Source organism: Spiroplasma endosymbiont of Notiophilus biguttatus, from assembly GCF_964030985.1.
GTDB lineage: Bacteria > Bacillota_I > Bacilli_A > Mycoplasmatales > VBWQ01 > Spiroplasma_E > Spiroplasma_E ixodetis_A.
Genome location: NZ_OZ034993.1, coordinates 1339059 through 1365700 on the forward strand (window position 1 = coordinate 1339059; position 26642 = coordinate 1365700).

The window sequence follows — 26642 nt, forward strand, 5'->3', positions numbered from 1 at the left end:
AAAACAGTTTAAGAACCTGTTTAGAATCTTTTAGAAAATAAGGTAAAATTACTATATATTTTAAAATAAGAGGTATATATGCATAAAAATTATCCAAGTCATGTCACTAAAGAACAATTTGAGAACATAATATTAATTTTAGAAAATGTCAAAAAGAAAACAAAACCAAGAAATTTAGATTTATATGAAGTATTTTGTGCAGTTTTATATGTATTAAAAAGTGGTTGTCAATGAAGAATGTTACCAAAAAATTTTCCAAAATGACAAACTGTATATTATTATTTTCAAATTTGAAGTAAAAATAATGGTAAAGAACCTAGCATATGACAATTAATTTTAAAAAAAATAGTTAGAAAAGTTCGTATCAATAATCATCGAAAAGAAAAAATCAGTTTTTGTATAATTGATTCACAAAGTGTTAAAAATACAGATACTACTAAAAACAAAGGTTATGATGCTGGTAAAAAGATTTCAGGAATAAAACGTCATATTGCTGTTGATTCTCAAGGTTTACCACATGCAATTTACGTAACTACAGCAGAAAAAACAGATCGTAATAGTGCTATAATAATGATTCAAAATGAAAAAGAAAATCTTTCTACAGTTCAAAAAATAATAGTAGATGCTGGTTATACTAGTGAAAAATTTACTTCTGCAATCAAAACAATTATAAATGCGAATGTTGAAGTTGTAAAACGTAATGAATTACATTCTTTTGTAGTATTACCAAAAAGATGAGTTGTAGAGCAAAGTTTTGCTTGATTAGAAAAATGTTGAAGATTATGAAAAAATTGTAAAAGAAAATTAAATACTAGTTTACAAATGGTTGTTCTTTCCTTTATTTCAATTTTATTAAAAAGATTCTAAACAGGTTCTAAGATATATGCAACTTCTTAAATTTAAGAAGTTATTAAAAAAGAGGTGTTATTTATGAAAAAATATTTGTCTATTTTAACAACATTAGCATTATCAACATCGGCAATATTATCAAGTTCATTCATATGTAAAAAAATCTAATTTAAAAATATATAGAATTAACTGATATAAAAAGTCATGTCGATTTTCATATAAATGGAAAAGATTATTATCATAATGATTAAAATCAAAATGCAGTTGTTGTAGATAGTAATACAAAGTTTGTTTTAAATTCTATTGGAAATCAAGGAAATATGAATGAAATTCAACAAACAATAAGTTTCGATTATAATTGAAATCAAAAAACATTCACTTTTAAATTCATTAGTGTTGAAACAGTTTCAGCAAATAATAATGATAATACAAAATTTGTAAGAGGTTATTTTAATACTGAATTAAATCTAAATTTATATGAATTTTAATATGCAATTAGTTTATTAAGCAACTATATATCATAAAAACAGCATTTAAATGCTGTTTTTGCTTTTTTATTTTTAAAAGAATAATGAAGTGAATAATTTGTTTATGAATTTTAATTAATTAAATAATATTTATATTATAAAATTAATTAAAGCATTGATAATAATTTATAATGATGATTAATCAAAATATATTATATACAGTATGAGATTCTATTGTAATTTGGTTTAAATTTGTTATTATTATATTTGTCCTAAAATTTTAGGACAAAACATCAGTTTAATTAATTTAAAATTGTAAATTTGGCTTTATGCCCTTATATGAGTAATTTTCATGTAAGGGTTTTGTATTTTAATTTATTGATATGAGTCTTTAATTTAGTTTAAAAACTCAATTTAATATCTATTCCAATTTCATAAATTAATATTCCCACTTACCCTTAAACGAAAATTTATACAGACTAATAATTAAAAACATTTTAAAATTTATATCATTATAATTTAAAAGTATTAAGTTTAAGGTCAAATTTACTCTTTTATGGTAATTAAGTTTGTTTATAGTAAAAGTATTATTAAAACTTTAGAAAATGAGGTTTATTAAATGCAGAATATTATAAATTGTGGCATTTATTTTGCTAATGTGCCATTAACAAAAACAACTAACGAAACTAGATGTGAAAATATAAATTGTAATTATCAATATTGTAATGGTTGCAAACTTGAAACAGTTATCATTTGAACACAAACTCCTGATCAAAAATGTTTAATAATTCCTATTATTAGAAATTCAATTGAACAGCATGAGCAAAGCCTAGGCTTATTAGGTGATAACTTATCTATTATTAAATTGAAAAAATCTAATAATAATTCTATTTTAAGTTTTCGCGAGGAAGATATTAGTTATGATGATCTTAATCGTGCAACTTAAATTAAAAACTTTAGAATTGGTGATGAGTACTTAATCAATGGAGAACTTCGTATCTTAAATGAAACTGAAATTCATGATTTATCTTTTAGAGTAAAAACATTACCAATATCAAGTTTTAATACAATTGCCAATATTGGTATTAATAAAAATTTAAATTTAAATAATAAAATTGTAAGTTATAGTGACAATACTTTGAAAGAATAATTTCTTAAAACAATTAAAAATACTTATATTTTTAATATTAAATTTCTCTCTCTTTTAAAATTAAAAAACGGGCTTCTCTCCACATGTACTTGTGGAGGGAATAATGAAACTGAATGAGTTCAACATTGCTTTTCAAACTGAACAGCAATGTCTTCGTATATAGCAAATTTGAAAGAAAACAAATGTATTAGGTGTTCTAGTTTTAATTTGAATATTTCTGATTTAAAAAGAATAAGATGTTTGAAATGTAATCAAACATTTAGTATTCTCACGGGTACCATATTTTCAAGGTCATAAACATCTTTAAGATCATGATTTTACCTCATCTTTAAATGAATAAACACCAAACATGGAATTCCGTCAACTGATGTTTCAAAAGAATTGGGAGTGACCTTAAAAACAGCATGGAGAATGGGTCATAAAATTAGAACACGTATTGCAAAACAAGAACCTCAATTTATTGTTGAAGGCACAGTGCAAATTGATGAAATGTATCTTTCACATATGGCTTTTAAAAAACAAGGAAGATCCTTGAAAAATAAAACATTGATTGTTGGCATTTATGAAAAAAAATAATAATTTAATTGTGAAAGTATTGAAAAATGCAAAGAGTAAAAGTCTTTTGAATTTTGCAAGAAGCCACATTTCTTCAAAATGTCATGTATATACTGATGATTGAAAAGGATATTGCGATTTCAAATTGGTTTTCCCAAAACATAAAACAGTTAACCAACAAGATGGTTATGTTTCAAAAACTGGTGTAAATACCAATCAAATTGAATCAGTTTGAAAACATATAAGAAGAACATTTAAAACACATATCAAAGTTGCAAAACATCATGTTTATTTATATGCCAAAGAAGCTGCATATAAATTCAACAAGATACTTAGTTTTGAAATTGTAATGCTGTGTTTAATTTAAAAATGTGGGAAGAAGTCCGTAGATACGCTTTTCTCAGCATTTATGTGATAAAATTAAAAAATAGTACATAAAGGGAGAAAAGCGTTAAAAAATAATAAAGAATTATCTAAAGTATTTTAAGATTCAAAAATTAGATAAATATTCTTTATTTTTTTATTTTTTACATTATTTTATTGGTTGTTCTTAGAACCTGTTTAGAATCTTTTTAATAAAATTGAAATAAAGGAAAGAACAACCATTTGTAAACTAGTATTTAATTTTCTTTCACAATTTTTTCATAATCTTCTACATTTTCTAATCAAGCAAAACTTCGCTCTACAACTCATCTTTTTGGTAATACTACAAAAGAATGTAATTCATTACGTTTTACAACTTCAATATTCGCATTTATAATTGTTTTGATTGCAGAAGCAAATTTTTCACCAGTATAACCAGCATCTACTATTATTTTTTGAACTGTAGAAAGATTTTCTTTTTCATTTTGAATCATTATTATAGCACTATTACAATCTGTTTTTTCTGTTGTAGTTACGTAAATTGCATGTGGTAAACCTTGAGAATCAACAGCAATATAACGTTTTATTCCTGAAATCTTTTTACCAGCATCATAACCTTTGTTTTTAGTAGTATCTGTATTTTTAACACTTTGTGAATCAATTATACAAAAACTGGTTTTTTCTTTTCGATGATTATTGATACGAATTTTTCTAACTATTTTTTTTAAAATTAATTGTCATATGCTAGGTTCTTTACCATTATTTTTACTTCAAATTTGAAAATAATAATATACAGTTTGTCATTTTGGAAAATTTTTTGGTAACATTGTTCATTGACAACCACTTTTTAATACATATAAAACTGCATAAAATACTTCATATAAATCTAAATTTCTTGGTTTTGTTTTCTTTTTGACATTTTCTAAAATTAATCTTATGTTCTCAAATTGTTCTTTAGTGACATGACTTGGATAATTTTTATGCATATATACCTCTTATTTTAAAATATATAGTAATTTTACCTTATTCTCTAAGAACCTGTTTAGAATCTTTTTAATAAAATTGAAATAAAGGAAAGAACAACCATTTGTAAACTAGTATTTAATTTTCGGCATTGGTTAGATAAGTTTACTTTCTTGTCTTCAAATCTGTACAAATTGATTTGGAGGCATTTTCAATCTAATAACTATTCTATCATTGTTTCAATATCTAACAAATTTTTCTAATATTTTATTAAAACTTTCCATACTTTCAAAAGTGCTACCAAACATCATTTTAAAATCTCTTTTAATTCAACGATTTAAACATTAGACTTACTGCATAACTAGTTAACTTTTTATTTTTTTGTTATTATTAAAATAAAATTTGAATAGTTAAGGATAAACTTTATGACATATTTTGAATTAAAAGATAAATCTGATCAATATTTTCGTAAAATAGTGGGTATTAATAAACTCGTTTTTAACGAAATTTTAAATATTTTATTAGAACATCAAAAACTCAAAACTACTATTGGTGGAAGGCCATATAAAATGTCAATAGAAGATCGACTAGTAATGAGTTTAAGATATTTATATGAAAATCGTACATATCATAGTATTGGTGCTGAGTATGGTATGGTTGATACTACTGCTTTACGAAATATTCGTTCAATTGAAGATATTTTAATAAAGAATAATAAGTTTAATAATTTAACAAATAAAAATATTTTTTTAAAAAGAAGAATTAAAAAATAAAATTTTGATAATTGATGTAACAGAGGTAGAAACAGAACGACCAAAATATAACCAAAAAGATTGATTTTCTGGTAAAAAATGAATGCATACTGTTAAGTTTCAAACCGTAATTAATGCAAATACTAATGAAATTTTAAATATTTTTTCTGATATTGGTAAAAATCATGATTTTAAAACTTTTAAGAATTCAAAGTTAAAGTTTTTACCAGAAACTATAATTCTTGCAGATAAAGGTTATCAAGGTTTACAAAAAATTCATGCTAATACATTTTTACCCATTAAAATTAGCAAAAATAATCCTAAAACAAATAAAACCAAAATCTTTAATAAGATTATTAATAAAACTCGTAGAAAAATTGAACATGTTTTTGCATTTTTAAAATGTTTTAAGATTATTGGTTATAAATTTAGAAAAGCCAGAAAACGAATATTTTTAAGATTTAATTTAATTGCAGGATTTTATAATTTATCATTAAAACTTAAAAACGTTATGCAGTAAGTCTATTAAACTATATTTTTGATAATAGTAATAATTTAATTGAAATTTATTATAATAAATTTAAAAATGATAATATTACACAAAATGTAAATTTTAATTATACTACTAATTATAATGGAACAGATTCTACAAATGTTTATAATAGTGAGCAAAAAAATATATTTTCAAATTGAACCGACTATGCTAAATCTTGGAATGATTTTACTACTTTATTTCCTAGTATCAGCTTTGATAATAATTCTTTTATTTCTGCTGGTGATTCAAGCCAAAGTACTCAAAAACATAATATTAAAATTAGCACAAAAGATATAACAGAAGCGATTGATAATTCTGCTAAATTTGAAAATAATTTTTCTGTAAGTGGTTTTATGTGACACGCATATATTAATTCATCTGTTTTTATTTAACATGATTCTTCTGGTATTTACATTAAATTTTGAATTGGTGAAGATTCATTTTTTTATAATGATAGTCTTACTTTTTCTATAGTATTAGATAAAGCTACTTTTAATAATTCAATAAATAGTTAGTTTATATTAAAAGAATGTAAATTTGACAAACATTAATACAAATGATATTGAATTAAAAATGCTGGTAATTGTCCAGCATTTTTAAAGTTATATTTGATAATAAACTATATTAGAAAATTAAACTATTATTTATTCAAACTCTGATTTAGGAAATACATATTTATCGATAGCTTTTGCAACACCACCACAAGTATTTTTACTAGTAACATCATATGCTATTTCTTTTAAATTAGGATGAGCATTTTGCATTGCAATACCATATTTAGCCCACTTTATTAATTTATAATCATTCATACCATCACCACAAGCTAGTACTTGGTTAGGAGTAATATTTCATTTTTTGCATAAAAATTGTACAGCAGCTGCCTTATTAACGCCAATTGGATTAATTTCGATAACACTATGAGAAGAAGTAGCAAGTTCTAAATTTTTGATAGTATTTAATTGTTCTAAAATTGGATTAACTTGTTTTTTCTTTTTACAAAATAATAAAATTTTATACATACCCTCATTGGTATTCTCATCAATTTGTTTAGTTGGTAGGTTATTAAAATTTTCCATAATTTTAACTTTTAGTGATCTGCGATTAATTAAGCCTGTTTTATTATCGGTACTATATCCTCATATTGCTAAATTATTTTTATTAGCAAATTTAACTATTGTTTGTATTTGTTCTTTTGTTAAGGATTTTTCATATAATATATCTAATCTATTATCATTAGTAATATCAAGGACGTTACCACCATTATAACAAATAATATGACCAGTTTTTTCATGCATTAAACATGCTTTTGCAATATCAATGGTTGAACTTGGCGCTCTTCCTGTTGCAATAATAACTTTAATATTTTTTTGATATGCTTTTTGGATTGCAATTAGATTTTTAGGATGAATTTTTCATCTACTTTTTAATAAAGTTCCATCTAGATCAAGAACAATTAATTTAATAGCCATTTATAAATACCTTATTTTTCTATTTCTTCGATAGTATTAGTCATATCTTTTTCAGAAACTAAACCAAAAGTTTTTTTAACTTCTTTTCCTTCTTTATTAAAATAAATTAATGCTGGAATTGATTGGATTTCATACTTGTTTGCTAGTTCTTTAGCTTTGTCAATATCAACTTTAATAAAATTAATATTATTGTGTTTTGTGTCGTTAGCAACACTTTCAAATCTTGGTCCCAACATTTTACAAGGACCACATCATTCTGCTGAAAAATCAATTACTGTTGTTTTTTTTGATTGTAAAAACTGATCAACTTCTTTTATAGAATTAATATGTTGTATTTTGCTTTTATTATGCATATGTTCACTACCTTTTCTTTTAATTTGTTTTATGGTTTAATTCTATCATTAGTTTTAATTTTTAAAACATTAAACGATAAAATAATTTTTTTAATTTTAGTTATTACTATATAAATATTCGGAATTTTACGCTTATTGGTTAACACTTAATTCTTAATAAATAATTTAATTATGATATTTTTAAATGTGATTTTTTCTTTACGGTTATTATATTTAAAACAAAATTCATTTAAGTAAGATTGGAGTCATTTTTTTGAAACTCAATGAAATTGGCCGATAAAACCTCTTTTTAATATTGCTCAAAAACTTTCTATTGTATTTGTATGAATACCATTATAAGAAAAATATTTTTTGTGATTAACTTGTTCATGTGGTAAAATTCCGTAAATAGGCATTGGTTAGATAAGTTTACTTTCTTGTCTTCAAATCTGTACAAATTGATTTGGAGGCATTTTCAATCTAATAACTATTCTATCATTGTTTCAATATCTAACAAATTTTTCTAATATTTTATTAAAACTTTCCATACTTTCAAAAGTGCTACCAAACATCATTTTAAAATCTCTTTTAATTAGACTTACTGCATAACGTTTTTAAGTTTTAATGATAAATTATAAAATCCTGCAATTAAATTAAATCTTAAAAATATTCGTTTTCTGGCTTTTCTAAATTTATAACCAATAATCTTAAAACATTTTAAAAATGCAAAAACATGTTCAATTTTTCTACGAGTTTTATTAATAATCTTATTAAAGATTTTGGTTTTATTTGTTTTAGGATTATTTTTGCTAATTTTAATGGGTAAAAATGTATTAGCATGAATTTTTTGTAAACCTTGATAACCTTTATCTGCAAGAATTATAGTTTCTGGTAAAAACTTTAACTTTGAATTCTTAAAAGTTTTAAAATCATGATTTTTACCAATATCAGAAAAAATATTTAAAATTTCATTAGTATTTGCATTAATTACGGTTTGAAACTTAACAGTATGCATTCATTTTTTACCAGAAAATCAATCTTTTTGGTTATATTTTGGTCGTTCTGTTTCTACCTCTGTTACATCAATTATCAAAATTTTATTTTTTAATTCTTCTTTTTAAAAAAATATTTTTATTTGTTAAATTATTAAACTTATTATTCTTTATTAAAATATCTTCAATTGAACGAATATTTCGTAAAGCAGTAGTATCAACCATACCATACTCAGCACCAATACTATGATATGTACGATTTTCATATAAATATCTTAAACTCATTACTAGTCGATCTTCTATTGACATTTTATATGGCCTTCCACCAATAGTAGTTTTGAGTTTTTGATGTTCTAATAAAATATTTAAAATTTCGTTAAAAACGAGTTTATTAATACCCACTATTTTACGAAAATATTGATCAGATTTATCTTTTAATTCAAAATATGTCATAAAGTTTATCCTTAACTATTCAAATTTTATTTTAATAATAACAAAAAAATAAAAAGTTAACTAGTTATGCAGTAAGTCTATTCAACGATTTAAACATTCACTAACTTGATTACCTTTAAAACCTGATAGACTTTTTGAGTGAATTAGATTAGTACTTGTATTAAAAACTTTACTAACAATTTCGCTTGTATTAGCAGAACCTAAATCTGATTGAATAGTCGTAAAATTACATTGTTTAGCACTCGCTAATTCTATTTGATTAACCACATTTAACACAGTTTTGGCATTTTCACTTTTGTTTATTTTTCAGCCAACAATTGAATTACTGTACATATCAGTAGCAAAAACAACTAATAATTTTGTTTTTTTATCACCAATAATTATATTTTTAAATCATGTGCCATCCATACCAACTTTTTCAAGAAAGTTATTACTTGAAAAATTACGTTTTAATAAATCTTTATTATTTTTTAAATCACTATTTTCTACTACTCTATTTGTTGATTTAGGTTCTAATAATAATTTAATATTATTATCTTTTAATATTTGTTTTATGCTTGTTTTACTGCATTTAAGACCTTTATTTTTTATTTTTAACTCTAATCTTACTTTTTCAAAACTAGTGATATTAATGTACTTTTTTTCATTTTTAATGAGAACTATTTTGTTTATTGCTTGTATCAAATTATCATTAATTTTTGATTGATATTGCTTTTTACCTTTTTTTACTCATAAATAGTATGCTGTTTTGCTAATAGCTATGTAAACAATAATTTTATTTAATTGATGACCTTTTTGCTTATATTTTTCTACTATTAAAAAACACTTATATTTTAATAATTTACTATTTTTTCCCCTTGTTAATTTCTTTTCACAGGCTAATTGCTCCTTTAAAAGTTCTTTTTCAACCTCATCTTTTAAAGCTTGTTTTCTAAGTTTATCAATTTCTTTGTTTAATAGTTTAATTTCAATATCTTTCTTATCGATCCTGTGAGAAGTTTGGGATTTAGAAATTTTGGTGAATGCATTTTCACCTTTAATTTGATATTGGTTAACCCAATTATAAATTAATACTGGAGTTGATAATTTATATTTGACTTGAATTTCATGTATTTTTAGTTTTTTATCAACTAAATACTCATTAACAACGGCTAATTTTGTTTCTTTTGAATAAACTTTATAATTCATAATTTCTCCTTCTGTATTAATTATTTTTAATTATATTACAGATTGAAAATATTAATTGGTAAACTTAAGTGACTGATGCCAGTGATGTATATCATTTTTTAAAATCTTTAACTAATGGAGCAAAAATATATCATCATCAAACATTAAATAATATGTTAATAGCAAAAGCAAATTATTTAAATTCTAGAAGTTATATTAATAGTACTTAATAAGTTAAAATTTAATATTTTAAAAACTAATTTTAAGATTAGTATTTTTGTGTTATTTAAATGAATTTTATAATTATATTTTTTAATCTTTTTAAAATTTATGATATAACTAAATTAACAAAAAATACAAATACATCAGTTTATTGTTCTAGTTGTCCCTTTCTATCCATTAATCTCATACGTCCCCTTAACAGCATGGAGAATGGGTCATAAAATTAGAACACGTATTGCAAAACAAGAACCTCAATTTATTATTGAAGGCACAGTGCAAATTGATGAAATGTATCTTTCACATATGGCTTTTAAAAAACAAGGAAGATCCTTGAAAAATAAAACATTGATTGTTGGCATTTATGAAAAAACAACTAATAATTTAATTGTGAAAGTATTGAAAAATGCAAAGAATAAAAGTCTTTTGAATTTTGCAAGAAGCCACATTTCTTCAAAATGTCATGTATATACTGATGATTGAAAAGGATATTGCGATTTCAAATTGGTTTTCCCAAAACATAAAACAGTTAACCATCAAGATGGTTATGTTTCAAAAACTGGTGTAAATACCAATCAAATTGAATCAGTTTGAAAACATATAAGAAGAACATTTAAAATACATATCAAAGTTGCAAAACATCATGTTTATTTATATGCCAAAGAAGCTGCATATAAATTCAACAAGATACCTAGTTTTGAAATTGTAATGCTGTGTTTAATTTAAAAATGTGGGAAGAAGTCCGTAGATACTCTTTTCTCAGCATTTATGTGATAAAATTAAAAAATAGTACATAAAGGGAGAAAAGCGTAAAAAATTAATATTCAATGGTGCAACTAAAAAAATATATATTGGAAGTAGTGATGGTGTTTATTATTCAGATTAAGTAAATTAGATATTTTTATTATTATTAATTTTGCAAAAAATAGAAACTTACTTTTTTTGTTTAAAAATAAAAGAAATAAGTTATAGATGAAGATAAATTATTATTTAAAAACTTTAATATGTGTAGAAATATATGACAAATTCATACAGTTTAATGATAATTTTATGACGTATTGTTAGTTGTTTAATAGTAAAAATAAACGGAATTTTACGTTTATTGGCAATAACTTATATACATTATTATTTCTGAAAACTATAATTAGATATTAGTAAAATAAAATCTAATTAAAGGTGATTGAAAATGAATATTTTAGACATAATAAATAAATTTCCAAACCAAGAATCTTGTATAAAATTTTTAGAAGAAATAAGATGAAATAACAAACCAAAATGTCTTTTTTGTTTTAGTGAAAAAGTTAACTCTGTTTTAAAAGAGTCGCGTTATAAATGCAAAAAATGTCATAAGTCTTTTAGTGTAACTGCTCAAACTATTTTTCATCATACACGTGTACCACTTCAAAAGTGATTTATTTTAATAGTATTAATGGCTAATGCTAAAAAAAAGTTTATCATCATCTCAAGCTTCAAGAGACTTAAATTTACGTTTAGCAACTGTATGAAAAATGATGCATAAAATTAGAAAGGCAATGGCTAATGATGAGATTAAATTATTAGCAAAAATATTAGAGATGGATGAAACATATGTGGGTGGAAAACCGCGTAAATATAATGATGTTGATAATAAAAATAACTCATTACGTGGTAGAGGAACTAGTAAAGAGTGTGTTGTTGGCATTATTGAACGAAATGGTAATGTTAAATTATTTCATGCAAAAAATAAAAGTATTAAATCTGAAGATTTAATGAAAATAGTTAAAGAAAATGTTGATATTAACAATTCTATTCTTTTTACTGATGAATATCGTGGATATTATAAAATGAATAAAATTTCGGAATTTTACGTTTATTGGCAATAACTTATATACATTATTATTTCTAAAAACTATAATTAGATATTAGTAAAATAAAATCTAATTAAAGGTGATTGAAAATGAATATTTTAGACATAATAAATAAATTTCCAAACCAAGAATCTTGTATAAAATTTTTAGAAGAAATAAGATGAAATAACAAACCAAAATGTCTTTTTTGTTTTAGTGAAAAAGTTAACTCTGTTTTAAAAGAGTCGCGTTATAAATGCAAAAAATGTCATAAGTCTTTTAGTGTAACTGCTCAAACTATTTTTCATCATACACGTGTACCACTTCAAAAGTGATTTATTTTAATAGTATTAATGGCTAATGCTAAAAAAAGTTTATCATCATCTCAAGCTTCAAGAGACTTAAATTTACGTTTAGCAACTGTATGAAAAATGATGCATAAAATTAGAAAGGCAATGGCTAATGATGAGATTAAATTATTAGCAAAAATATTAGAGATGGATGAAACATATGTGGGTGGAAAACCGCGTAAATATAATGATGTTGATAATAAAAATAACTCATTACGTGGTAGAGGAACTAGTAAAGAGTGTGTTGTTGGCATTATTGAACGAAATGGTAATGTTAAATTATTTCATGCAAAAAATAAAAGTATTAAATCTGAAGATTTAATGAAAATAGTTAAAGAAAATGTTGATATTAACAATTCTATTCTTTTTACTGATGAATATCGTGGATATTATAAAATGAATAAAATTTTACCACATGAACAAGTTAATCACAAAAAATATTTTTCTTATAATGGTATTCATACAAATACAATAGAAAGTTTTTGAGCAATATTAAAAAGAGGTTTTATCGGCCAATTTCATTGAGTTTCAAAAAAATGACTCCAATCTTATTTAAATGAATTTTGTTTTAAATATAATAACCGTAAAGAAAAAATCACATTTAAAAATATCATAATTAAATTATTTATTAAGAATTAAGTGTTAACCAATAAGCGTAAAATTCCGAAAATAAAAGTACTTTAATTATTAATCAAAGTGGAAAATTTTCTTAGCCCACATTTTATATATAATTTGATAAAATAGACTTAGAAAATATTAGAGTTAGGAGTAGAAAATGAAGAAAATTATTTTAAATCCAAATATTTGTGCTGATGAAATTGAACTTACTATTAAAAAACAAGGATGAGAAATTATTGATAAAAAATATGATTTTTATCAACCATACGTTAGTATTTTTGATAATTTAAATTATGAAGCAAAAGTAGATTTATATATTGCTTTTAAAACTGCAGGTAATTTTGTTCATAAGATATATTGCTATTTTTTAGAATTTGATACAAATAATATTTTTAAAATATCAGAAATTAAATCACCAGAACATCCTAAGGGACAAATGACAACACGAGTTGCTGATTTTAAATATTATAAAACTACTGGTAATCTAGGTTTTACTCCTTATAAAAGTCCAATATCTGGTCAACCATATAACTTAAGTCATAATTATCACAGTTTTTTTAATTCATTAATTGAATCAGAAGCAAGAAATGAATTAAACTATGTTTGTATTTTATTAAAATATGATAATCATGCTCGAAGCAAGAAAAGACTTCGATATTTTGTTAATTCGTATAAAAAGTTTATTAAATCATTTCTTTTTAAATTTGAAAAATTTGAAATTAGAAAAACACGTGCTTTATTAAGAGCAGAAATATTAAAAGGACAAAAAAAGAAAAAAGTTAGCAAGCCCGCAAAGCGAAATGTTATTAAGCCTAATAATACTGAAACTGTTATTATTGAAGGTAATTTAAAAACTATTTTTGATCATAAAAATATGACTGTTAAAGTTATTAAAGAAACAGCTAATATAGAAAAATCTACTTTAAAATCTAAAAATAAACTTAAAAATAGTAATCAAAAAAATAAAAAATAAATGTTAATAAACCTTCACTTAAAATTGTTAAAGAAGTGTTATAATTATTTATAAAAGGGAGGAAATATTTATTATGCTACTAAGTTTTATTTTATATACAACTTCATTTGAATCCGAACACTTAGATTCTTTTTTAGCAAAGATTTTTATAAATAAAAAAACTAATTTTGAAGTTGTTGTTGTTGATGATGGCATTAACAATGAAAATTTGGAGATATTTAGTAAATATTTTAAATTATATCCACAAAACTTAAAAATCATTACTAATTATCAAGTATCAGGGATTGCCATTAGTCGTAATCTTGGTCTTAAATATATTTCTGGACAATATGTAGTTATTTTAAATCCAACTGAAATTCTTAGCGTTAATTTTGTTGAAACATTTAATAAAATTTTAGATAACAATAAAGATTTAGATTGTATTGAATATTGTGTTCGCTATGAATTTGATATAAATAATGTTTTTCATTCAACAATTAGAACTGAAGTTAATAAATTATATAATTTAAATACAACACAAGGAAAAATAGTATTTGCTTTAACAACAGCAGTTTTAACAACAAAAATCATGAAAGTTAGTATTATTAATGAATATAATTTACAATTTCGTAAAGAAATCCAATTTGATAGTTTATTTTTATACTCATTTTTAGCACATTGTAAAACATATTATGCAATTAATGAAACATTATTAACGTCTAAAAATAACACATTGGAAAATGATAATATTTTTGAACTAATGCATCAATGAATACATATTTTAAACTATTATAATAATTATAAAATTAAAAAAGTTTTATATGAAGAATTGGAATATGCTTTTGTTAGATACTATCTATATACTCTTTTAAGATTTATTAGTATTTCTAAAAAACCTGCATTAATTGAAAAAACATATAATCGTGTCAAAGAAATTATTGAATTTAAATTTAAAAATTTTAAAAAAAATTCTTATTTTAATACTATTAATCCAAATGATAAATTTACCACTTATGCTCCTGATTTAAGTACTTATTTTAAAAAATATTTTAAAGATAATAATATTAGAGATGATTCAAAATATTGAGAGTAAAAAAATGAATATTAAAAAATTAGATACAACCGAAACATATATAATAGCTAAAACATGAAAACGTATTATTGCACGTATTTTTGATGTGATTTTTGTTAGCTTAATGCCATTAATAATTGGATTAGCAATGCATTATTTAGATAATAAAAGTGATCAAGAATCATGACAATTAATAATTATTTTTATTATTAACATAATTGTTGTCATTATATATTTTGTTATTATCCCATGAAAATGTAAGGGTCAAACTTTTGGAAAATTAATTTTCCAAATAAGATTAGTAAATGAAAAAAATCAAGATTTAAAGTTAAAACATTTTTTTTATCGTGAACTATTTTTAGTTTTTATTCCTCTATTATTAACCACTTCAATAATTCTTTTTATGAAATTGACTTTTAATGAAAACATTGCTACTATTAATAGTAATAGTACTTTAAATTCTTGATTAAATATTCTTATTCGTTCTGTAGTTAGTTTTGATTTTGCTTGGTATTGTGGGATTATGATTGTCACTAAAATTGATAAATATCATCAGTTATTCTTTGATCGTTATCATAAAACTTTTGTCATTAACAAGAAACCACTTGCAACTAATAAAAGAAAGATATCAACTAATGTTAATGATCCACATATTCATTTAGTTTATTCTCAACCAGGAAATATTAATGATGACGAATTAGAAAATATAAATAGTCTTTAATAGTATATACTCTTACTAACTTAAGGATAAATAACATGGATAAAACAAAACTTTTAGAAAATCTAAATGAACAACAACTACAAGCAATTATTAATGTTGATGGCCCATGTCGTATTATTGCAGGGGCTGGAGTTGGAAAGACGCGGGTTATAACATATAAGATTGCTTACTTAATTAATGTAATTAAAATTGCTAGTGAAAAAATACTGGCATTAACTTTTACTAATAAAGCAGCGTGCGAAATGAAAGAACGAATAATGCAACTTTTAAATGATACTAACATTAATGTTAATATTGTTACTTATCATGCATTATGTGCCAAAATATTAAGAAGAGATATTCAACATTTAAAAATTAATAATAATTTTAATATTATTGATCAAGAAGATCAACGAAAAATATTAAAAGATATTTTTCAAAAAGAATTTTCACATAAGGCTGAATTGCAGGAATTAAGATTATTAAGTTCTAATATTTCTAACTGAAAAAATAATTATCTTTCCCAAGATGAATTATTAGCTGATTATCAAAATCAAGATGAGTGAATTTTACGTATCAAAGTTTTTGAATCATATAAAAAATATCAATTTATTAATTCATGTTTAGATTTTGATGATTTATTATTATTAGTTGAACGTCTATTTAAAGAATTTCCACATATTTTAGCAAAATGAGAAAAGAAATTTGATTTTATTTTAGTTGATGAATTTCAAGACACTAATAATATTCAATATAATATTTTATTATCACTTGCTAAAAATCATAAAAATATTACTGTAGTTGGTGATCCTGATCAAACTATTTATAGTTGAAGAGGAGCAAATATTAATTTAATATTGAATTTTACTAAACAATTTCCTAATACACAAACATTTATTTTAAATCAAAATTATCGTTCAACAACTAAGATTTTAAATACGGCTAATAGTTTAATTAAAAATAATGTTGAACGTATTGAAAAAGAACTGTTTACTAAAAATGATCTTGGTAATGATATTGTTATATATCATGCTAGTAGTAGTGATCAAGAAGCATATTGAGTTGCAACAACTGTTAAAAAAATCCATTTAAAATATCATTTAGATTTGAATAAAATTGCTATTCTTTATCGTAATAATTATTTATCAAAAGATTTAGAACAAGCTTTGATTAATAATAATATAAATTATAAAATTTTTGGTGGTTATAAATTTTTTGAACGTAAAGAAATTAAAGACATTTTGGCATATTTAAAAATTATTGTCTGAAATGATAATATATCAATGATTAGAATTTTAAATGCAACACCTAAAATTGGACCAAAAGCTATTGATAACTTATTATTACTTGCTAATGAACAATCACTAACTTTAAATGAATACTTATTTAAATTTCAGCATGGATTACCAAAAAATTATCGTCAACATTTACAACCTTTAATTAATTTAATTAATGAGATGCAAACTAATATCAAAGATGTTACTTCTTTACATAACATGGTTGAAAATTTATTAAATAAAACTAATTATTTAAAAAAATTAGAAGATAATCTTGAAAAAGAAAGAATTGAAAATGTTCAACAATTATTAGAACAATTGCTTAAATATGATAGTAGTAATAATGAATTACAAGGTGAAGAATTATTAACATCATTTTTACAAGAAGTAAGTTTATATACTGATTTAGATGAAAATAGTACTAATAAAGCTGTTAATTTAATGACAATTCACAGTGCTAAAGGTTTAGAATTTGATGTTGTTTTTATAGTTGGTATTAATGAAGGTATTTTACCTGGAATAGGTAAATCTAGTATAGAAAACTTAGATAAAATTGAAGAAGAACGACGACTTTTTTATGTTTCAATTACTAGGGCAAAAAAATGATTATTTTTATCTAGTGCCAGTGGATATTCATATATCTTGGATCGTATGAAACAACCATCTCGTTTCTTAAAAGATTTAGATCTTAAATATTTAAAAATCATTAATAACGAACATCAAGAAATGGCAGCAACTTATCAAAATCGTAATCATTCTAAATTTAATTACTATAAAGCTGATAATAAAGATAAGGTAGAAATAACTAATAATTGAAATGTTGGAGATATAATTATTCATGAAATTTTTGGCAAAGGTGTTATTACTAAATTAATTGGTGATAAAATTCAAGTTGCTTTTCATAAAAATCATGGTGGTATTAGAATTATTAGTTCTAATCATAGTGCTATTAAAAAATTTGTATAAATTTATTTTTATTAAAAATGTCTATTTCTTGGACATTTTTAATTTTTTCAATTATAAAATTAGATTAAGATTTATTTTAATTTTCCTAAGAACCTGTTTAGAATCTTTTTAATAAAATTGAAATAAAGGAAAGAACAACCATTTGTAAACTAGTATTTAATTTTCTTTCACAATTTTTTCATAATCTTCTACATTTTTCTAATCAAGCAAAACTTCGCTCTACAACTCATCTTTTTGGTAATACTACAAAAGAATGTAATTCATTACGTTTTACAACTTCAACATTCGCATTTATAATTGTTTTGATTGCAGAAGCAAATTTTTCACCAGTATAACCAGCATCTACTATTATTTTTTGAATTGTAGAAAGATTTTCTTTTTCATTTTGAATCATTATTATAGCACTATTACGATCTGTTTTTTCTGCTGTAGTTACGTAAATTGCATGTGGTAAATCTTGAGAATCAACAGCAATATGACGTTTTATTCCTGAAATCTTTTTACCAGCATCATAACCTTTGTTTTTAGTAGTATCTGTATTTTAACACTTTGTGAATCAATTATACAAAAACTGGTTTTTTCTTTTCGATGATTATTGATACGAACTTTTCTAACTAATTTTTTTAAAATTAATTGTCATATGCTAGGTTCTTTACCATTATTTTTACTTCAAATTTGAAAATAATAATATACAGTTTGTCATTTTGGAAAATTTTTTGGTAACATTTTTCATTGACAACCACTTTTTAATACATATAAAACTGCACAAAATACTTCATATAAATCTAAATTTCTTGGTTTTGTTTTCTTTTTGACATTTTCTAAAATTAATCTTATGTTCTCAAATTGTTCTTTAGTGACATGACTTGGATAATTTTTATGCATATATACCTCTTATTTTAAAATACGGAATTTTACGCTTATTGGTTAACACTTAATTCTTAATAAATAATTTAATTATGATATTTTTAAATGTGATTTTTTCTTTACGGTTATTATATTTAAAACAAAATTCATTTAAATAAGATTGGAGTCATTTTTTTGAAACTCAATGAAATTGGCCGATAAAACCTCTTTTTAATATTGCTCAAAAACTTTCTATTGTATTTGTATGAATACCATTATAAGAAAAATATTTTTTGTGATTAACTTGTTCATGTGGTAAAATTTTATTCATTTTATAATATCCACGATATTCATCAGTAAAAAGAATAGAATTGTTAATATCAACATTTTCTTTAACTATTTTCATTAAATCTTCAGATTTAATACTTTTATTTTTTGCATGAAATAATTTAACATTACCATTTCGTTCAATAATGCCAACAACACACTCTTTACTAGTTCCTCTACCACGTAATGAGTTATTTTATCGGAATTTTACGCTTATTGGTTAACACTTAATTCTTAATAAATAATTTAATTATGATATTTTTAAATGTGATTTTTTCTTTACGGTTATTATATTTAAAACAAAATTCATTTAAATAAGATTGGAGTCATTTTTTTGAAACTCAATGAAATTGGCCGATAAAACCTCTTTTTAATATTGCTCAAAAACTTTCTATTGTATTTGTATGAATACCATTATAAGAAAAATATTTTTTGTGATTAACTTATTCATGTGGTAAAATTTTATTCATTAGACTTACTGCATAACGTTTTTAAGTTTTAATGATAAATTATAAAATCCTGCAATTAAATTAAATCTTAAAAATATTCGTTTTCTGGCTTTTCTAAATTTATAACCAATAATCTTAAAACATTTTAAAAATGCAAAAACATGTTCAATTTTTCTACGAGTTTTATTAATAATCTTATTAAAGATTTTGGTTTTATTTGTTTTAGGATTATTTTTGCTAATTTTAATGGGTAAAAATGTATTAGCATGAATTTTTTGTAAACCTTGATAACCTTTATCTGCAAGAATTATAGTTTCTGGTAAAAACTTTAACTTTGAATTCTTAAAAGTTTTAAAATCATGATTTTTACCAATATCAGAAAAAATATTTAAAATTTCATTAGTATTTGCATTAATTACGGTTTGAAACTTAACAGTATGCATTCATTTTTTACCAGAAAATCAATCTTTTTGGTTATATTTTGGTCGTTCTGTTTCTACCTCTGTTACATCAATTATCAAAATTTTATTTTTTAATTCTTCTTTTTAAAAAAATATTTTTATTTGTTAAATTATTAAACTTATTATTCTTTATTAAAATATCTTCAATTGAACGAATATTTCGTAAAGCAGTAGTATCAACCATACCATACTCAGCACCAATACTATGATATGTACGATTTTCATATAAATATCTTAAACTCATTACTAGTCGATCTTCTATTGACATTTTATATGGCCTTCCACCAATAGTAGTTTTGAGTTTTTGATGTTCTAATAAAATATTTAAAATTTCGTTAAAAACGAGTTTATTAATACCCACTATTTTACGAAAATATTGATCAGATTTATCTTTTAATTCAAAATATGTCATAAAGTTTATCCTTAACTATTCAAATTTTATTTTAATAATAACAAAAAAATAAAAAGTTAACTAGTTATGCAGTAAGTCTATTTTATAATATCCACGATATTCATCAGTAAAAAGAATAGAATTGTTAATATCAACATTTTCTTTAACTATTTTCATTAAATCTTCAGATTTAATACTTTTATTTTTTGCATGAAATAATTTAACATTACCATTTCGTTCAATAATGCCAACAACACACTCTTTACTAGTTCCTCTACCACGTAATGAGTTATTTTTATTATCAACATCATTATATTTACGCGGTTTTCCACCCACATATGTTTCATCCATCTCTAATATTTTTGCTAATAATTTAATCTCATCATTAGCCATTGCCTTTCTAATTTTATGCATCATTTTTCATACAGTTGCTAAACGTAAATTTAAGTCTCTTGAAGCTTGAGATGATGATAAACTTTTTTTAGCATTAGCCATTAATACTATTAAAATAAATCACTTTTGAAGTGGTACACGTGTATGATGAAAAATAGTTTGAGCAGTTACACTAAAAGACTTATGACATTTTTTGCATTTATAACGCGACTCTTTTAAAACAGAGTTAACTTTTTCACTAAAACAAAAAAGACATTTTGGTTTGTTATTTCATCTTATTTCTTCTAAAAATTTTATACAAGATTCTTGGTTTGGAAATTTATTTATTATGTCTAAAATATTCATTTTCAATCACCTTTAATTAGATTTTATTTTACTAATATCTAATTATAGTTTTCAGAAATAATAATGTATATAAGTTATTGCCAATAAACGTAAAATTCCGTTAATTTTTGATTGATATTGCTTTTTACCTTTTTTTACTCATAAATAGTATGCTGTTTTGCTAATAGCTATGTAAACAATAATTTTATTTAATTGATGACCTTTTTGCTTATATTTTTCTACTATTAAAAAACACTTATATTTTAATAATTTACTATTTTTCCCCTTGTTAATTTCTTTTCACAGGCTAATTGCTCCTTTAAAAGTTCTTTTTCAACCTCATCTTTTAAAGCTTGTTTTCTAAGTTTATCAATTTCTTTGTTTAATAGTTTAATTTCAATATCTTTCTTATCGATCCTGTGAGAAGTTTGGGATTTAGAAATTTTGGTGAATAGACTTACTGCATAACGTTTTTAAGTTTTAATGATAAATTATAAAATCCTGCAATTAAATTAAATCTTAAAAATATTCGTTTTCTGGCTTTTCTAAATTTATAACCAATAATCTTAAAACATTTTAAAAATGCAAAAACATGTTCAATTTTTCTACGAGTTTTATTAATAATCTTATTAAAGATTTTGGTTTTATTTGTTTTAGGATTATTTTTGCTAATTTTAATGGGTAAAAATGTATTAGCATGAATTTTTTGTAAACCTTGATAACCTTTATCTGCAAGAATTATAGTTTCTGGTAAAAACTTTAACTTTGAATTCTTAAAAGTTTTAAAATCATGATTTTTACCAATATCAGAAAAAATATTTAAAATTTCATTAGTATTTGCATTAATTACGGTTTGAAACTTAACAGTATGCATTCATTTTTTACCAGAAAATCAATCTTTTTGGTTATATTTTGGTCGTTCTGTTTCTACCTCTGTTACATCAATTATCAAAATTTTATTTTTTAATTCTTCTTTTTAAAAAAATATTTTTATTTGTTAAATTATTAAACTTATTATTCTTTATTAAAATATCTTCAATTGAACGAATATTTCGTAAAGCAGTAGTATCAACCATACCATACTCAGCACCAATACTATGATATGTACGATTTTCATATAAATATCTTAAACTCATTACTAGTCGATCTTCTATTGACATTTTATATGGCCTTCCACCAATAGTAGTTTTGAGTTTTTGATGTTCTAATAAAATATTTAAAATTTCGTTAAAAACGAGTTTATTAATACCCACTATTTTACGAAAATATTGATCAGATTTATCTTTTAATTCAAAATATGTCATAAAGTTTATCCTTAACTATTCAAATTTTATTTTAATAATAACAAAAAAATAAAAAGTTAACTAGTTATGCAGTAAGTCTAATGCATTTTCACCTTTAATTTGATATTGGTTAACCCAATTATAAATTAATACTGGAGTTGATAATTTATATTTGACTTGAATTTCATGTATTTTTAGTTTTTTATCAACTAAATACTCATTAACAACGGCTAATTTTGTTTCTTTTGAATAAACTTTATAATTCATAATTTCTCCTTCTGTATTAATTATTTTTAATTACGGAATTTTACGCTTATTGGTTAACACTTAATTCTTAATAAATAATTTAATTATGATATTTTTAAATGTGATTTTTTCTTTACGGTTATTATATTTAAAACAAAATTCATTTAAATAAGATTGGAGTCATTTTTTTGAAACTCAATGAAATTGGCCGATAAAACCTCTTTTTAATATTGCTCAAAAACTTTCTATTGTATTTGTATGAATACCATTATAAGAAAAATATTTTTTGTGATTAACTTGTTCATGTGGTAAAATTTTATTCATTTTATAATATCCACGATATTCATCAGTAAAAAGAATAGAATTGTTAATATCAACATTTTCTTTAACTATTTTCATTAAATCTTCAGATTTAATACTTTTATTTTTTGCATGAAATAATTTAACATTACCATTTCGTTCAATAATGCCAACAACACACTCTTTACTAGTTCCTCTACCACGTAATGAGTTATTTTTATTATCAACATCATTATATTTACGCGGTTTTCCACCCACATATGTTTCATCCATCTCTAATATTTTTGCTAATAATTTAATCTCATCATTAGCCATTGCCTTTCTAATTTTATGCATCATTTTTCATACAGTTGCTAAACGTAAATTTAAGTCTCTTGAAGCTTGAGATGATGATAAACTTTTTTTAGCATTAGCCATTAATACTATTAAAATAAATCACTTTTGAAGTGGTACACGTGTATGATGAAAAATAGTTTGAGCAGTTACACTAAAAGACTTATGACATTTTTTGCATTTATAACGCGACTCTTTTAAAACAGAGTTAACTTTTTCACTAAAACAAAAAAGACATTTTGGTTTGTTATTTCATCTTATTTCTTCTAAAAATTTTATACAAGATTCTTGGTTTGGAAATTTATTTATTATGTCTAAAATATTCATTTTCAATCATCTTTAATTAGATTTTATTTTACTAATATCTAATTAAAGTTTTCAGAAATAATAATGTATATAAGTTATTGCCAATAAACGTAAAATTCCGTTAAAATATATAGTAATTTTACCTTATTCTCTAAAAGATTCTAAACAGGTTCTAATAACATTTTAAAATTGTTGCCAAATTGCCAATTATTTTTTATTTTGAAATAACTTTAGAAAAATTAATATTTTAATAAATCTTATTGTTTTTAATGAAAGGAAAAAAGTAATTATGACAAAAATAAATTTAGAAGGGTGAAAAGGTTTAATTCGTAAATGAATTGAAGTTAACCCTAATCGTGATGGTCAATCAGTTACTAATAAAGTTAAACAACATGCTAACTATTTATTCCAACCTTATTATGATGGAGGATTATGAATAGGAACAACTCCTAGAGACTTAATTAATGGTAAAGAAATTATATTACATGATGGTAAAAAAGTTTTTAATAAAATAAAAGATTTAAAATCTATTACTTTGTCTTTTGTTCAGAAAGCAATTGCAATTAAAGATAAATTAGAATTAACTGTTGCTGGAAAGTCTTTGGGCGCTGGATATGATTATTGAGTAGAAAATAAATTGAAACCAGAAGTGCTTAAACCTTTAGTAAAGAATGATGGTTTTAATAATATTGTTGTTGCTTATTTATGGTGGTGTTGCTTCAGCTGTTGGTTATAATCCATGAGATGTTGCATATGGGCTATCTAATAAAGATATTAATAAAGCAGTAGCAATGCTGCAACCAGCTTTGATTGAGTATCAAGAACGCATTACTAAATTTGCAGGATTTGAAACTAAAGATATGCCGTTAAATTTAGACTTAGATATTGAAGGTATAAACTTTGATAGTGATCATATTAATGGAATGAAGGTTTTATTTACTACATTAATAAAAATGAAAAGAAATAATCAAAAATGAAACTTTAGTGTTACATTACCAGTAATGCCAACAGGACTAGTTGATAGAGATATTGAGAATGTTATTAAAATAGCTTTAGAAATATATCAAAAAGCAGATTTAAAAGTTGAAGATTTATTTACAGTTAACATTATGGCTATGGATTATGGTGAAATTGTTGGACAAGAAGTAATTGATAAAAGTTTAACTTTTTTTGATATTGCTAAACAAGCAATTAAAAGTACTGCTAACCAATATTTTGAATTAATAAAACAATATTTTCCAAAGTCTAATTTATCACTTACTGATGTTTATCAAAAACTAGGTATTACACCAATGATTGGTATTAATGATGTAAATAATAATTATTTATATAACAAATTATAGTAATATAATTTGTTATATTTTATTGCTTAATTTGCTAATCACTTTAAAACTACTATTGTTCTAATATCATAAAAATTTTGATAATTAAAAATAATTTATTTTTTGAAAGGAATTACTAATTGAATGTTTAATTTAAAAAAATTAAAGTTTTGAGCAAAAGCATCTCGTGCTAATAATGAAAAAATTAGTCTTAATGAATTAATATGAATTGCTTTTAACTATACTTGTGGTATTGCATTTCCAATGGCATTAATTGGCATTTATTATTGAAATAATGGTGGTGTTGGTTTACATATGCTATGAGTTATTTTATTATGTGCTTTAATTGTTGCTGGAACTGCACTTGCTTTTACTAAATGTAGTCGTGTTTATCATGACACTAATGTGGTGGCGCTTATGTTTATGTTCGTGGAATTTTTGGCCGTTTTTGAGGGTGAATAATTGGTTTTATTCAATATATTACTTTACCTTCAACAATTATTGTAACTATTATTTCTATGTTTCGGGTGAATTTAGATCAATTATCAATTTTTGATTGAGCTCCTGAGCGATGATCAAGTTTAATTATTGATAGTATTGGTATTTTTATTTATGCTGCTGTTGCTAGTTGCATGTATTTTGGAATGAGAGGATTTCGTTGATTTGTTAATATTTCTGGCATTATTAAATGAGGTTCTGCTTTGTCTTTAATTGTTTGTGCTATTATTTTGGTAATAAGTAATAAAGGTTTAGCATTTTCACAAGCTGCTGAAGGAACAAAAAATATTAATTTAACTTTACCTAAAATTAATAATGCATTTAGTGGCTTCTTCTATTTCTTTATTGGTTTTGAAACTTTTATTGTTGTTGGAAAAAATGTTAAAAATCCAACTAAAAACTTTGGTAAAGGTATTTTAATAGTTTTATTATTATCAACTATTTTCTATTTAGCTGTATCAGTATTAGTATTTGGTGCCATTACTATTGATGGTACAAATGGCCAAAATGGGTGATCTGGAGCTACTAATGAATATAATCCAAATAATGTTATATCAGGAATTGCTGGTATTATTGGAATGATTGTATTAGTTATTTCCACTTTATCATTAAAATTAAATGGTGCTATGCAAAATTCTTTATATTCTGGTGGTATGATTCAACCATTAGCGAAAGAAGGATATATTACTGAAAAATTAGCCAAATTAAATAAAGAAAATATTGCAATGCGTGCTAGTACGGCTAATTTAATTATTACTATTATTGCTTGTATTATTATGCTAATAATCCCAGATTTAATTGGTGCATCTTTTGATTTTAATACAGTATTAGGATTTTCTACTAACATTACTATTGCTGTATATATTTTTGTGCTAGCTGCTACTTGCGTTATGGGTTATCGTAAACAAATTAAAATTAAAATTTGAGAATGAATCGTTTTTGTTGCTTGTGGTTTATTTTTATTTAGTCAGTTTGCTGTTTTTAACTATGGCATGATTAATAAAAGTGGAGAAGTATTAATAGCTGTTATTATTGAATTCTTAATGTTTTGAATGTTTGTTGCAATTGCTGTTATTTGATATTTTATTTATTATCAACCAAAATTAAAAATGCGTTTAGCATCAAATTTAGATTAG

The 26642-nt window shown here is 23.1% G+C and carries 38 protein-coding genes; 20 read left to right on the top strand and 18 right to left on the bottom strand.

Annotated features, from left to right (window positions below):
- Positions 1-78: 78 nt before the first annotated feature.
- From AAHM85_RS08095 to AAHM85_RS08120, 6 genes are all read left to right on the top strand, one after another.
- Positions 79-867, top strand: a complete 789-nt coding sequence (locus AAHM85_RS08095) for an IS5 family transposase (RefSeq protein WP_342261646.1) — start codon at positions 79-81, stop codon at positions 865-867.
- 302 nt (positions 868-1169) lie between these two features.
- The gene (locus tag AAHM85_RS08100) at positions 1170-1337 is read left to right on the top strand and encodes a hypothetical protein (protein WP_342261647.1); all 168 of its coding nucleotides are present in this window, start codon (positions 1170-1172) and stop codon (positions 1335-1337) included.
- 598 nt (positions 1338-1935) lie between these two features.
- Positions 1936-2262, top strand: a complete 327-nt coding sequence (locus AAHM85_RS08105) for a hypothetical protein (protein WP_342261648.1) — start codon at positions 1936-1938, stop codon at positions 2260-2262.
- A gap of 351 nt (positions 2263-2613) precedes the next feature.
- Positions 2614-2763: a hypothetical protein gene (locus tag AAHM85_RS08110; RefSeq protein WP_342261649.1), complete on the top strand. Its 150-nt coding sequence runs from the start codon at positions 2614-2616 to the stop codon at positions 2761-2763.
- Positions 2764-2847: 84 nt separating this feature from the next.
- On the top strand, positions 2848-3042 hold the full coding sequence (locus AAHM85_RS08115; RefSeq protein ID WP_342261650.1) for a hypothetical protein: 195 nt from the start codon (positions 2848-2850) through the stop codon (positions 3040-3042).
- The gene (locus tag AAHM85_RS08120) at positions 3029-3388 is read left to right on the top strand and encodes a transposase (RefSeq protein WP_342261651.1); all 360 of its coding nucleotides are present in this window, start codon (positions 3029-3031) and stop codon (positions 3386-3388) included. Before AAHM85_RS08115 ends, AAHM85_RS08120 begins: the two co-directional genes overlap by 14 nt.
- 194 nt (positions 3389-3582) lie before the next feature.
- Here the strand turns inward: AAHM85_RS08120 and AAHM85_RS08125 are convergent.
- Both AAHM85_RS08125 and AAHM85_RS08130 read right to left on the bottom strand, forming a co-directional pair.
- A protein-coding gene (locus AAHM85_RS08125) for an IS5 family transposase (protein WP_425289720.1) occupies positions 3583-4370 on the bottom strand; the annotation gives its coding sequence in 2 pieces (ribosomal slippage) (positions 3583-3677 and positions 3677-4370; 789 coding nt in all).
- A gap of 132 nt (positions 4371-4502) precedes the next feature.
- Positions 4503-4658: an IS3 family transposase gene (locus AAHM85_RS08130; protein ID WP_342260555.1), complete on the bottom strand. Its 156-nt coding sequence runs from the start codon at positions 4656-4658 to the stop codon at positions 4503-4505.
- 114 nt (positions 4659-4772) lie between these two features.
- Between AAHM85_RS08130 and AAHM85_RS08135 the strand changes: the two genes are divergently transcribed.
- Together AAHM85_RS08135 and AAHM85_RS08140 are read left to right on the top strand one after the other, a co-directional pair.
- Positions 4773-5120, top strand: a complete 348-nt coding sequence (locus AAHM85_RS08135; RefSeq protein ID WP_342260488.1) for a transposase family protein — start codon at positions 4773-4775, stop codon at positions 5118-5120.
- Between the two features lie 4 nt (positions 5121-5124).
- Positions 5125-5619, top strand: coding sequence for a transposase family protein (locus AAHM85_RS08140; protein ID WP_342260487.1), 495 nt, complete (start codon positions 5125-5127; stop codon positions 5617-5619).
- 659 nt (positions 5620-6278) lie between these two features.
- Here AAHM85_RS08140 and AAHM85_RS08145 read toward each other — a convergent pair.
- The 7 genes from AAHM85_RS08145 to AAHM85_RS08175 form a co-directional block, all read right to left on the bottom strand.
- Entirely contained in the window at positions 6279-7103 is an 825-nt protein-coding gene (locus tag AAHM85_RS08145) for an HAD family hydrolase (RefSeq protein ID WP_342261653.1), read from the bottom strand.
- Positions 7104-7114: 11 nt separating this feature from the next.
- Complete coding sequence (gene trxA, locus AAHM85_RS08150; RefSeq protein ID WP_342261654.1) at positions 7115-7456, bottom strand: thioredoxin; 342 nt, start codon at positions 7454-7456, stop codon at positions 7115-7117.
- A gap of 146 nt (positions 7457-7602) precedes the next feature.
- A complete protein-coding gene (locus tag AAHM85_RS08155; RefSeq protein ID WP_342261655.1) occupies positions 7603-7851 on the bottom strand; it encodes a transposase in 249 nt (82 codons plus the stop codon).
- Positions 7852-7854: 3 nt separating this feature from the next.
- Positions 7855-8010 (bottom strand): IS3 family transposase, encoded by a 156-nt coding sequence (locus tag AAHM85_RS08160; protein WP_342260555.1) that lies wholly within the window; start codon positions 8008-8010, stop codon positions 7855-7857.
- Positions 8011-8033: 23 nt separating this feature from the next.
- Complete coding sequence (locus AAHM85_RS08165) at positions 8034-8528, bottom strand: transposase family protein (RefSeq protein WP_342260487.1); 495 nt, start codon at positions 8526-8528, stop codon at positions 8034-8036.
- Positions 8529-8532: 4 nt separating this feature from the next.
- Positions 8533-8880, bottom strand: a complete 348-nt coding sequence (locus AAHM85_RS08170) for a transposase family protein (protein ID WP_342260488.1) — start codon at positions 8878-8880, stop codon at positions 8533-8535.
- 60 nt (positions 8881-8940) lie between these two features.
- A complete protein-coding gene (locus AAHM85_RS08175) occupies positions 8941-10068 on the bottom strand; it encodes a hypothetical protein (protein WP_342261656.1) in 1128 nt (375 codons plus the stop codon).
- Positions 10069-10479: 411 nt separating this feature from the next.
- Between AAHM85_RS08175 and AAHM85_RS08180 the strand changes: the two genes are divergently transcribed.
- From AAHM85_RS08180 to AAHM85_RS08215, 8 genes are all read left to right on the top strand, one after another.
- Positions 10480-10992, top strand: a complete 513-nt coding sequence (locus AAHM85_RS08180; protein ID WP_342261657.1) for an IS1595 family transposase — start codon at positions 10480-10482, stop codon at positions 10990-10992.
- 460 nt (positions 10993-11452) lie between these two features.
- Positions 11453-11785: a transposase gene (locus tag AAHM85_RS08185; protein WP_342261028.1), complete on the top strand. Its 333-nt coding sequence runs from the start codon at positions 11453-11455 to the stop codon at positions 11783-11785.
- The gene (locus AAHM85_RS08190) at positions 11703-12128 is read left to right on the top strand and encodes an IS1595 family transposase (RefSeq protein WP_342261658.1); all 426 of its coding nucleotides are present in this window, start codon (positions 11703-11705) and stop codon (positions 12126-12128) included. Before AAHM85_RS08185 ends, AAHM85_RS08190 begins: the two co-directional genes overlap by 83 nt.
- Positions 12129-12202: 74 nt before the next feature.
- On the top strand, positions 12203-13081 hold the full coding sequence (locus AAHM85_RS08195; RefSeq protein WP_342260524.1) for an IS1595 family transposase: 879 nt from the start codon (positions 12203-12205) through the stop codon (positions 13079-13081).
- Positions 13082-13217: 136 nt separating this feature from the next.
- Positions 13218-14033 carry a hypothetical protein gene (locus tag AAHM85_RS08200; RefSeq protein WP_342261659.1) on the top strand — a complete coding sequence of 272 codons (816 nt, stop codon included), beginning with the start codon at positions 13218-13220 and terminating at the stop codon, positions 14031-14033.
- A gap of 73 nt (positions 14034-14106) precedes the next feature.
- On the top strand, positions 14107-15105 hold the full coding sequence (locus AAHM85_RS08205) for a glycosyltransferase family 2 protein (protein ID WP_342261660.1): 999 nt from the start codon (positions 14107-14109) through the stop codon (positions 15103-15105).
- Positions 15106-15109: 4 nt separating this feature from the next.
- A complete protein-coding gene (locus tag AAHM85_RS08210; RefSeq protein ID WP_342261661.1) occupies positions 15110-15805 on the top strand; it encodes an RDD family protein in 696 nt (231 codons plus the stop codon).
- A gap of 35 nt (positions 15806-15840) precedes the next feature.
- Positions 15841-18027 (top strand): ATP-dependent helicase, encoded by a 2187-nt coding sequence (locus AAHM85_RS08215; RefSeq protein WP_342261662.1) that lies wholly within the window; start codon positions 15841-15843, stop codon positions 18025-18027.
- Between the two features lie 97 nt (positions 18028-18124).
- On the opposite strand, the gene AAHM85_RS08220 is transcribed toward AAHM85_RS08215, so the two are convergent.
- From AAHM85_RS08220 to AAHM85_RS08260, 9 genes are all read right to left on the bottom strand, one after another.
- A protein-coding gene (locus AAHM85_RS08220; RefSeq protein WP_342261663.1) for an IS5 family transposase occupies positions 18125-18912 on the bottom strand; the annotation gives its coding sequence in 2 pieces (ribosomal slippage) (positions 18125-18570 and positions 18570-18912; 789 coding nt in all).
- A gap of 49 nt (positions 18913-18961) precedes the next feature.
- Positions 18962-19387: an IS1595 family transposase gene (locus AAHM85_RS08225; RefSeq protein WP_342261711.1), complete on the bottom strand. Its 426-nt coding sequence runs from the start codon at positions 19385-19387 to the stop codon at positions 18962-18964.
- 288 nt (positions 19388-19675) lie between these two features.
- Positions 19676-20170: a transposase family protein gene (locus AAHM85_RS08230; RefSeq protein WP_342260487.1), complete on the bottom strand. Its 495-nt coding sequence runs from the start codon at positions 20168-20170 to the stop codon at positions 19676-19678.
- Between the two features lie 4 nt (positions 20171-20174).
- A complete protein-coding gene (locus AAHM85_RS08235) occupies positions 20175-20522 on the bottom strand; it encodes a transposase family protein (RefSeq protein ID WP_342260488.1) in 348 nt (115 codons plus the stop codon).
- Positions 20523-20582: 60 nt separating this feature from the next.
- Complete coding sequence (locus AAHM85_RS08240) at positions 20583-21239, bottom strand: IS1595 family transposase (protein ID WP_342260605.1); 657 nt, start codon at positions 21237-21239, stop codon at positions 20583-20585.
- A 436-nt stretch (positions 21240-21675) separates the two neighbouring features.
- Positions 21676-22170, bottom strand: a complete 495-nt coding sequence (locus AAHM85_RS08245; protein WP_342260487.1) for a transposase family protein — start codon at positions 22168-22170, stop codon at positions 21676-21678.
- 4 nt (positions 22171-22174) lie between these two features.
- Entirely contained in the window at positions 22175-22522 is a 348-nt protein-coding gene (locus AAHM85_RS08250) for a transposase family protein (RefSeq protein ID WP_342260488.1), read from the bottom strand.
- A gap of 60 nt (positions 22523-22582) precedes the next feature.
- Positions 22583-22768 carry a transposase gene (locus AAHM85_RS08255; RefSeq protein ID WP_342261014.1) on the bottom strand — a complete coding sequence of 62 codons (186 nt, stop codon included), beginning with the start codon at positions 22766-22768 and terminating at the stop codon, positions 22583-22585.
- 60 nt (positions 22769-22828) lie between these two features.
- A complete protein-coding gene (locus AAHM85_RS08260) occupies positions 22829-23707 on the bottom strand; it encodes an IS1595 family transposase (RefSeq protein WP_342260524.1) in 879 nt (292 codons plus the stop codon).
- Between the two features lie 268 nt (positions 23708-23975).
- Between AAHM85_RS08260 and AAHM85_RS08265 the strand changes: the two genes are divergently transcribed.
- From AAHM85_RS08265 to AAHM85_RS08280, 4 genes are all read left to right on the top strand, one after another.
- A complete protein-coding gene (locus AAHM85_RS08265) occupies positions 23976-24422 on the top strand; it encodes a hypothetical protein (protein ID WP_342261664.1) in 447 nt (148 codons plus the stop codon).
- On the top strand, positions 24376-25029 hold the full coding sequence (locus AAHM85_RS08270) for a hypothetical protein (protein WP_342261665.1): 654 nt from the start codon (positions 24376-24378) through the stop codon (positions 25027-25029). Before AAHM85_RS08265 ends, AAHM85_RS08270 begins: the two co-directional genes overlap by 47 nt.
- 123 nt (positions 25030-25152) lie before the next feature.
- Positions 25153-25470, top strand: coding sequence for a hypothetical protein (locus AAHM85_RS08275; protein ID WP_342261666.1), 318 nt, complete (start codon positions 25153-25155; stop codon positions 25468-25470).
- A gap of 56 nt (positions 25471-25526) precedes the next feature.
- The gene (locus AAHM85_RS08280; protein ID WP_342261667.1) at positions 25527-26642 is read left to right on the top strand and encodes an amino acid permease; all 1116 of its coding nucleotides are present in this window, start codon (positions 25527-25529) and stop codon (positions 26640-26642) included.